This is a genomic window from Sphaerisporangium sp. NPDC051017 (assembly GCF_040683095.1).
Lineage (GTDB): Bacteria > Actinomycetota > Actinomycetes > Streptosporangiales > Streptosporangiaceae > Sphaerisporangium.
This window is the reverse complement of record NZ_JBFBCI010000143.1, coordinates 1-2,322: the sequence shown is the minus strand read 5'-3', so window position 1 is coordinate 2,322 and position 2,322 is coordinate 1. Positions and strand designations below refer to the sequence as shown.

Below are 2,322 nucleotides of genomic sequence, written 5' to 3'. Positions count from 1 at the left end.
TCGTGGTAGGTGCCGAGGGTGGCCATGTAGCAGTCGCGGGCACCGGTGTCCCATCCGGTGGTGGGATACCCCGACGGGATCGGGCAGGGGTTGGCCTGGCCGTAGGTGATGTCGGTACGGCCGCCCAGCCCGTTGTACACCGCCGAGATCCGCGGCATCCGCAGCCGGGGCTTGCCCTGGGAGTCGTTGTAGTCGGCGCGGTTGTCCAGCAGGACCGCTTCGAAGTCCACCGGCGGCAGCGCGATGTCCGGGCCGGTGCCGGCCAGGCCGACCGGGCGCAGCGTGTCCAGCCACAACACCGGCCCCGCGGGCGGCAGCGGCGGGATGACCTGGGTGTACACCCACTTGTACCCGGCCTCCAGCCGGTACACCTCATCCCACCCGCCTGAGGGGTTCACCACCGAGGTCACGATGCTGTCGAGCCGCTTGGAGATGTAGAACGCCGGGCCCGGGGTGTCACACGCGGTGATCACATCGGGCGGACCCGACGGGCAGTTCAGATCGGTGGGGGTGTCGTTGTCCCACGGCGCCCCCGGGGCCGGCGGCTGTCCCCGGTCGACGGTGTTGAAGGTCACCCGAGCGGTGTGCGCCGATCCGGCCACATTCGTGTTACGCCCATAGGCCACCTGCGCCAGATAGCCGCCCCGGTCGTAGGCCACCCGGAACGCGCGTCCGTCGCCCAGCGGCCCGGGCTGGCACAACGCGCCGACCACCTTGCAGTACCAGTTCTCCTCCCGGGTGTAGGTGTAGTCGATCACGTTGCCGTTGGGATCGATCTCCTGGTCCAGGTTCCACCGCCACGGGGCGTCACACAGCCCCGGCATACCGGTCTTGGAGTACTGGTCCCTGCACGGCTCGCCGGGGTCGTCACCGACATAGGCGGTCTGCCACATCGAGTCGCGGCGGTACCCGAACCGGTACACCGTCCCATCCAGCGTGGTGACCAGCCAGAACGACTGCCCGGTCACACTGGAGGGCTGGTAGTCGATCTTCCAGCCGTAGTCCTCGACCGTCTTCCACCCGCCACTGGTCTGGTCCTTCACGATCGCCGACGATTTGCCGCCCACCGACAAGGTCAGATGCGAGGTGGTGTAATCGGTGGTCGCCGCGTCCCCGTCGTTCTCATCCGGGGACTCCCAGCACTGGTGCTTCCAGTTACGCTGATCGCTGTTCTTGGTCGTCTCGGCCGCGTCATCGGCGCACGCCCGGAACCGCCGCTCCACGAACCCGGTCGACAGTTCCCAGCCCATCCCGGCGACCGAGGCCTGGTTGTTGGTGTAGTTGGTCAGACTGTCCACACCCGAGGAGGAGTACGACAGCGCCAGCTCCGGCGCCTTACCCGCCACCGGCGGCGGCACCGGAATCGGATAGGAATAGGAGAACCCGCCCCCCGACAACCCCACCTGCCACGACCCCGCCGCCTTCAGATCGGTCGCCGCGAAGTTGGTCGTCCCCGACCCCGGGTCCTCCGCCGCCGCCCCCGCCGCCAGCACATACACATTCCCGCCATCCGGCGCCCCGTCCGGGGCGGCATCCACATCCGCCGCAACCCGGCGCGCCGCGACATCGTTACTGCTCGGCACGACCCGGGCCTTCTGCGCGGCCTTGACACACGCCGCGTCCGGACGCGCCGCCAGCACACACGCCGGCATCTCGATCAACCCCAGCCGCAACAACGCCCCGCAGAGAACGCACCCACGAACTGTGCGTAGTCGACGCTCACCCGGACCCGCGCCGCCTGCGTACCACCGTCGGCACGCGACAGGCGCACACCCGCGGCCACCCCACCGATCCGCTTGACCGCCTCCGCGCCGATCGACTCCACCCGCACCCGGCCCGGCACAGCCGCCGCACCGGCCGCCTTGCCCACCGAGAACAGCAAACCCCCCGCCACGGCAGAAGCGGCACCCACCACCACCTCCGCCGACCCCGCCCCGGGCAACACCGGCGGCGACGCCTTCTTCGCAGGAGGCGGGGAATCCTCCGCCCCGCGCACGTCGGCGACCTTCCGGACCGGACGCCCCTCCACCGACCGCTCCGGCTCAGGCGACTCCACCGACGAGGACACCGACGGCGCCAGGTCGGTGACCACGTCCACCGACGAGACCAGCAACGCCACCGAAAGAACAGCCAGCAGCCATACATGGACACGCTGAAGGCGCACGGCACAACCTCCGAAAGACCCCGTCAACCAGCGGCACCGCACCCAGCGACCCACGTCAAGCACACATAAAGCAGACGTAAAGCACTACAAACGCACCCATAGTGATCAAGGTCAGGAGAAGTGTCAATGCGCTTTTCGTCAGGAGCCCCATACAGATC

2 protein-coding genes are annotated in these 2,322 nt (G+C 68.9%); both read right to left on the bottom strand.

All coding sequences use genetic code 11. From position 1 onward, the window contains the following. Positions 1 to 1,640, bottom strand: a 1,640-nt coding sequence (locus AB0M95_RS40885; RefSeq protein ID WP_363777146.1) for a SpvB/TcaC N-terminal domain-containing protein, incomplete at its 3' end; no start/stop codon positions are given. A 17-nt stretch (positions 1,641 to 1,657) separates the two neighbouring features. Continuing rightward, positions 1,658 to 2,164 carry a hypothetical protein gene (locus AB0M95_RS40880; RefSeq protein WP_363777143.1) on the bottom strand — a complete coding sequence of 169 codons (507 nt, stop codon included), beginning with the start codon at positions 2,162 to 2,164 and terminating at the stop codon, positions 1,658 to 1,660. Positions 2,165 to 2,322: the final 158 nt, after the last annotated feature.